At 24.6% G+C, this 6680-nt stretch carries 6 protein-coding genes; 3 read left to right on the forward strand and 3 right to left on the reverse strand.

Annotated elements, in window-relative coordinates:
* The first annotated feature begins 324 nt into the window (after positions 1-324).
* Positions 325-597 (forward strand): metal-sensitive transcriptional regulator, encoded by a 273-nt coding sequence (locus tag BUA70_RS12645; RefSeq protein WP_072897846.1) that lies wholly within the window; start codon positions 325-327, stop codon positions 595-597.
* Positions 598-728: 131 nt separating this feature from the next.
* Here the strand turns inward: BUA70_RS12645 and BUA70_RS12650 are convergent, their stop codons facing one another.
* On the reverse strand, positions 729-1205 hold the full coding sequence (locus tag BUA70_RS12650; protein WP_072897848.1) for a threonine/serine exporter family protein: 477 nt from the start codon (positions 1203-1205) through the stop codon (positions 729-731).
* Positions 1206-1207: 2 nt separating this feature from the next.
* A complete protein-coding gene (locus BUA70_RS12655; protein ID WP_072897851.1) occupies positions 1208-1975 on the reverse strand; it encodes a threonine/serine exporter family protein in 768 nt (255 codons plus the stop codon).
* A 180-nt stretch (positions 1976-2155) separates the two neighbouring features.
* Between BUA70_RS12655 and BUA70_RS12660 the strand changes: the two genes are divergently transcribed.
* Both BUA70_RS12660 and BUA70_RS12665 read left to right on the forward strand, forming a co-directional pair.
* A complete protein-coding gene (locus tag BUA70_RS12660; protein WP_072897854.1) occupies positions 2156-3391 on the forward strand; it encodes a serine hydroxymethyltransferase in 1236 nt (411 codons plus the stop codon).
* A gap of 481 nt (positions 3392-3872) precedes the next feature.
* On the forward strand, positions 3873-4631 hold the full coding sequence (locus tag BUA70_RS12665; protein ID WP_278337210.1) for an MBL fold metallo-hydrolase: 759 nt from the start codon (positions 3873-3875) through the stop codon (positions 4629-4631).
* 71 nt (positions 4632-4702) lie between these two features.
* On the opposite strand, the gene BUA70_RS12670 is transcribed toward BUA70_RS12665, so the two are convergent.
* The gene (locus BUA70_RS12670; protein ID WP_072897859.1) at positions 4703-6421 is read right to left on the reverse strand and encodes a DUF2207 domain-containing protein; all 1719 of its coding nucleotides are present in this window, start codon (positions 6419-6421) and stop codon (positions 4703-4705) included.
* Positions 6422-6680: the final 259 nt, after the last annotated feature.

Below are 6680 nucleotides of genomic sequence, written 5' to 3' on the forward strand. Positions count from 1 at the left end.
AATATATTTATAATATTTAAAGGAATACTTTTCTATTTAAATATAAAGATAGAAATATATTTTTCTATTGCAGTATGGTTTATTTATTTTTATGGAAGATATATATATGTAAAAAATTTACATATAAGATTAAATAATAAAGGATTAGTTAATATAAATTATTAAAATAGTTTATATATTATATAAAAATAAAGAAAAAATTATAGGTGAATTTATATTTATAGTATATTAATAGGTAAAATGAATGATTTATTACATAAATGTAGAAAAATATTTTTAATTAAAATATAATAGGGGGTATAGGTATGCAGGAGGAGATTTATAATGGATGATATGAATGAAAAACTTAGAAAAGATATACTTATAAGACTTAGAAGGATAGAAGGACAAGTAAAAGGTATTCAAGGAATGGTTGAAAAAAAGGTTTGTTGTAAAGATGTTTTAGTACAAATAGCGGCTATTAGAGCAGCTACTAATAAAGTAGGATCAATGCTTATAGAGAATTATGCTAGAAATTGTATTGGAATAGAAGAAGGAACACTTCAATCAGAAGGCTTAGAAGAGCTTATAAAGACGATTAATACCTTTATGAAGTAGATTAAAAGACTATTATAAGAGTTTAAACTTTTTATAATAGTCTTTTAATTTATAAAATTTTATAAAATATAATCATAAAAATAGCACTAAAATAATATATTATTTTAGTGCTATTTTTTATATAAATTACATTATTTTTTTTGTTTAAGCCTTGCTTTTTTAAAGGAAAGCTTTTTTAAATAATTATGTTTACCAGTAGTTACAAGTCTTGTAATAGTAGATACAAAAATTACTCCTAAAGCTAAAGAACCTGCACTAGCTAAGGTACTTAGAGTTAAACTTAAAGTTTTTTCCGCATCTCCAGTTACTGCTGCATACATTGTATAATACATGCCACTTCCAGGAACAAGAGGTATAAGAGCACAAACTATTAAAGTGGTTACAGGAGTCTTTAATAATCTAGCGCAAATTTCAGAATATGTACTAAAAACTATTGAAGATATAAAGAAAGCTTGAACTGTTGGCATATTAGTATTTAAACATAATTCATATACCACCCAACCAATAACTCCACCAATAGCAGCAAAAAAAAGATTTTTTCCTCTTATATTAAAAATAATACCAAAGCCTAAAGTAGCAATAAAAGAAACAGCTATATCTTTAAACATTTTTATATACCTCCAAAATACTTAAACCAAAAGCTTAATACAGTACCAGTACCTATAGCTATAGATATTGCAACTAAAAATGATTCAGCAGCTCTTGTTAGGCCTGAAACTAAATCTCCAGCTATAGTATCTCTTATGGCATTTGTAATAGCGAGTCCAGGAACTAGAAGCATTATAGCTCCAATTATTATCATATCCAAATTCTCACCAAATCCTAAGGATACAAATATAAGTGCTAAAGCAGCAGATATTGCTCCTCCTAAACAGTTTATAAAAAATTCATTAATTGAAAATTCAGCAGCAATATTACAAACAACTTTTACTGCAAGACCAACAAAAAATGCACAAATGCCATCTATTATATTTCCACCAAACATAATAGAAAAAGCTCCAGCTGCAATTGCTGCAAAAATTACAGTTATTTTTTCACTATATCTTTCACAACTTTCTATTTCACGTAATTTTATGTAAAATTCATCTATAGATAATTTATCAGTAGCAACAATTCTTGAAAGTTCATTCACTTGTGCTATTTTTTCTAAATTTACAGTACGATTTTTAACTCTTTTTACCGTAGAGGAAGTTCGTCCATATTTATCTGTAACAGAAACCATTATTCCAGTTGGAGTTACAAAACCATCAGCTTCTGTAAAACCATAGGCTGCACATATTCTACATATAGTTTCCTCTACCCTATAAGTTTCACCGCCGTTTTCAAGTATTATTCTTCCAGCATAGCTAGAAACTCTTAAAATTTTATTTATATCCATAGCAAAACTCCTTATAAATACTAAATCTCAATACCACCTTTGTATTATAACATAATTGAATTTTTTCAGGTATATTTTAAATTTATATTTATTTGTGGTATAGTATAATAAATATATCAATATATACTTATAATTGTTATCAAATTGTTAATTTTTAAAATAAAAAATTGAGGTGATTTAATGGATTTTAAAAATCTAGAAAAAATTGATAATGAAATTTATCAATTAGTACAAAAAGAGCTTCACAGAGAAGAAAATGGAATAGAACTTATAGCATCAGAGAATTTCACAAGTAAAGCTGTTATGGAAGCTATGGGATCATATTTAACTAATAAGTATGCAGAAGGATATCCTAATAAAAGATATTATGGAGGATGTTATGTAGTAGATGATGTTGAGGAATTAGCAAGAGAAAGAGCTAAAAAGCTTTTTAGTGCAGAGCATGCCAATGTGCAGCCACACTCAGGATCACAAGCTAATATGGCAGTTTATTTTTCAGTACTTAAACCAGGAGATACAGTTTTAGGTATGGATTTAAGTCATGGAGGTCATCTAACTCATGGTTCTTCAGTAAATTTTTCAGGAAAGTTATTTAACTTTGTTTCTTATGGAGTAAATGAAGATACAGAAAGGATAGACTATGAAGAAGTTAGAAGAATAGCTTTAGAAAGTAAGCCAAAATTAATTGTAGCTGGAGCTAGTGCATACTCAAGAGAAATAGACTTTAAAAAGTTTAGAGAAATTGCAGATGAAGTTTCAGCATTACTTATGGTTGATATGGCTCATATTGCAGGACTTGTAGCAGCTGGATTACATCAATCACCAGTACCTTATGCAGATTTTGTAACATCAACAACACATAAAACTTTAAGAGGTCCAAGAGGTGGATTAATTCTTTGCAAAGAAAAATATGCAAAGGATATAGATAAAAGTATATTCCCAGGTATGCAAGGCGGACCATTAATGCATGTAATAGCAGGAAAGGCAGTATGCTTTAAAGAGGCATTAGAGAAAGATTTTAAAGATTATATGTTAAATGTTTTAGAAAATTCAAAAGCATTAGGAAATTATCTTATAGAAAAAGGATTTAAACTGGTATCTGATGGTACAGATAATCATTTAATTTTAGTTGATTTAAATAATAAAGATATAACAGGAAAAGATGCAGAAATAATTTTGGATTCAGTAGGAATAACAGTAAACAAAAATACAGTTCCAAAGGAAGCAAGAAGTCCTTTTATAACTAGTGGTATAAGAATAGGTACAGCAGCAGTAACTACAAGAGGATTTGATAAGAAAGATATGAAGGAAATCGCAGAAATAATATCTCTTGTAATAGACAAAAAAGAAGAGGCAATAGAAGAGGCTAAAGACAGAGTAAAAATATTATGTGGTAAACATCCTTTATATAAATAATTTTTGTAAAGCTTAGTATTAAAATACAACTAAAGTTCTTTTAAATTTTTAAATAATTATTATATAATTATTTATTTAATATTGAAAGCTATAAATTTTAATAAATAAATTTATAGCTTCTTTATTTTGTTAAATTAATTTTATCAATAATAAATTTTATGATATTATATTGTAATAAATACTTAAAATGATGTAATATTAATTATTATAAAGAATAACTTAAAACCCTTTAAAGTTATAATATAAGTAAATTATAGTTATAGAAAAAAATATTAAATAAAAATAATTTTATTATATAGTGAGGTGGATTTATGAAAAAGAATCACTTAAATAATTGTAATTTATTTAATATATATATTGTAATTTATTTAATATATATAAAGATATAAAAAATAAATTTATAAATAAAAAAGACTATTATATTCCTGTACAAGAAAATATTGATTTAAGTGTTATAAATAATCCTAGGGATAAAACACAAATAACATGGCTTGGACATAATACATTTCTTATTCAGGTTGATAAAATAAATATTATTGTAGATCCATTATTCTCTAAGTATTTAGAAAATGTTAAAAGGGTAAATACAAGTAAAAATTTCCCAGAAAAGTTACCTAAAATAGATTATGTTATTATTTCCCATAATCATTTTGACCATTTAAGTTTTACATCTATAAAAGAACTAAAGGGACAACCTAAATTTATAGTTCCAGAAGGATTAAAACAGCTTTTTATTGAAAATGGTTATAAAGATAATTGTATTAAAGAGTTAAGTTGGTTTGAAACTACATATTTAAATAAAATAAAAATAACTTTTGTGCCATCTAAACATATATCAAATAGAGGTTTTTTTAATAAGTATAAATCTTTATGGGGAGGATATATAATAGAGGATATAGGTAGTGATAATTCTATATATTTTGCTGGGGATTCAGCTTATTTTAATGGATTTAAAACTATAGGAGAAAAGTTTAAGATTAAATATGCTTTAATGCCAATAGATTGCTATGAACCTGAATGGTATAAAGAGGAACAAGAAAATAATGTACAAAATTCTGTAAAAGCTTTTAAAGAATTAAAAGCAGAATATTTTATTCCTATGCATTATGGATCTTATATTATGAAGAATAATATGCCTAAAAAATCTTTAGAAAAATTAAAGGAAATTTGGATAAAAGAGAGATTAGAAAAAGAAAAACTTATAATCCTTAAAATCGATGAAACATTAATTTGTAAATAAAAACAAAAAAGCTCTACTTAGCTAATTTTATAACTAAGTAAAGCTTTTAAAATTACTAATTAGAAATTATATTAGAATCCACCAGCGCCACCACCGGAGCAACCTCCGCCATAATATCCGCCACTACTACCATTGGTGGAATTTATATTATTACTGGAATAGTCAGACATATCAGCAGAAGATATTGAAGAAAAAAATATTATTGAATTTAAAGAAGTAAATTCAGAAATATTTAAGTCTAAAAATTCTGGTATAGATGAATCAAATTCAGAAAGATTAAAGGATATAAAATAAGGTAAATAAATTTCTATAGGATATTTTTTGAAAAAATTTTCTTTATTTGATGGCTTATACCAGTATTTTATCATTCTGGTAATATTTTGTCTTTGCAGTTTAGCTTTAGGAGTATCAAGGGTTTTTAAGCTAATTCCTAAATAAACTTCTATAAATCCTATTATAATTAAATGTATAGAAATAAGTGAACTAGATCCTGTAATACAAAACCCTCCAAATAAAATAGAGAGTATTCCAAGAATAATGAGTCTTGAAGCTAATTTTCTATGAGAATTACTTAAGTAATTCTCCTTTAAAAGATCATTTTTTACAACTATTTTCCATTCTTCAAAGCCTTGGTTTAAATCTCCTTTTTTGCCTTTATTTTTTAACGTTTTTAAAGTTAAAACACTTTTTTTTGTTGCCATATTTTTTAACCAAATTAAAAAATATTTTTCACTATCTCTTAGGCTATCCAAAATCTTTATAGGAAAAGTTATGTAATTTTCTTTGAAATTTATATCCACATATCCATTTTTATAAAGATTCATAAGCTCTCCAGAAAAAGCTTTTTCATCTAAATGTTTATAAAGAATATAATTAGCCATAGCAGGAGATATAGAAGATAAGTCTTCAGCTTTTACGTCCTCTTTATTGTAAGATTTTTTGAATTTTAAATATATAAAAAGATAAATAAAAAATAATATAGTACCTATAACTAAAATAATTATAGAAATTATTTTAAATATTTCTTTTCTTTTATTAGCTTCTTGAATATTTTTATTTTTTAAATCATTTTGTGCTTTAAAGTAATCATCTAATGTACTATTTATTGATTTAGGAGAAGATTCTACAGTGCCATTTGGAAGTCTTAATATTATAGAAATATTAGGATTATCTTTATCTTTATTTATAAAATCATAGAATATATAATTATCTTTTAAATCATAATTTATATTACTATCTTCATTTAGAATTTTTACATTGTTTTTATTATAATTAGAAAAATATATATTGCCAGAAACATACTCTAATGGTGTTTTAAAATTTTTACTCCAAATATTAAAATTTAAAAGACTTCCATCATTAAATTTAGTAATAACTCCATTTAATATGTAACTTAATTTAAATACTCTTTCTTGATTTTTTGAAGGAATATAAAGCTTAATTTTATTCATATCTTTATCTTTTTCTAAAGTGTATTTAAAAGAATCTCCATTTGAAGCATCAGAAACTTTAGTAAATTCTTTTAAAGAACCATCTTCTAAAAGATAGATTTTTAAATCTGAAAGACCAGAAGTATCTAAATCACTAATATCCCTAAAGGCACCATTAAATTTACCGTTAAAATTCATTGTCAAAGTCTCGTCTATTTTTAAAGAACCATCTTTTAGTATAGTTATATCACTATTTAAATGATTTATATTTACTTCCTTCCCTTGAACTTTAAGGTTTGGTGTTATAATAATTAAAAGAAAAAATGTTAAAATAAAAATTAATTTACTTTTAATTGTCAAAAAAAGTCCCCCCTTTTTTTATTAAGTCTATAACGTAATATATAATTTAACTTTACTATATAATACAAAAATATAATAATTATAGTAATAGAAGTCAGGTAAATTATACATTTAATTATCTTATATGTCGTTATAGATTATTTAAAGTTTTAATTATTATCTTTAAAATTTATTTTTTTCTTTATAATCTATAATATATGTAGTTTTATAATCTTCATTTTCCATTTCCTTATGAACTATAAGTTCAATTAATCCATCC

Origin of the sequence: Clostridium fallax (assembly GCF_900129365.1) — a bacterium.
Taxonomy (GTDB): Bacteria; Bacillota; Clostridia; order Clostridiales; family Clostridiaceae; genus Clostridium_AH; species Clostridium_AH fallax.

Bases quoted from the DNA above. Each gene is read 5' to 3' on its own strand.
- BUA70_RS12660 (WP_072897854.1), top strand. From the start codon at position 2,156: ATGGATTTTAAAAATCTAGAAAAAATTGATAATGAAATTTATCAATTA.
- BUA70_RS12655 (WP_072897851.1), bottom strand. From the start codon at position 1,975: ATGGATATAAATAAAATTTTAAGAGTTTCTAGCTATGCTGGAAGAATA.
- BUA70_RS12645 (WP_072897846.1), top strand. From the start codon at position 325: ATGGATGATATGAATGAAAAACTTAGAAAAGATATACTTATAAGACTT.
- BUA70_RS12650 (WP_072897848.1), bottom strand. From the start codon at position 1,205: ATGTTTAAAGATATAGCTGTTTCTTTTATTGCTACTTTAGGCTTTGGT.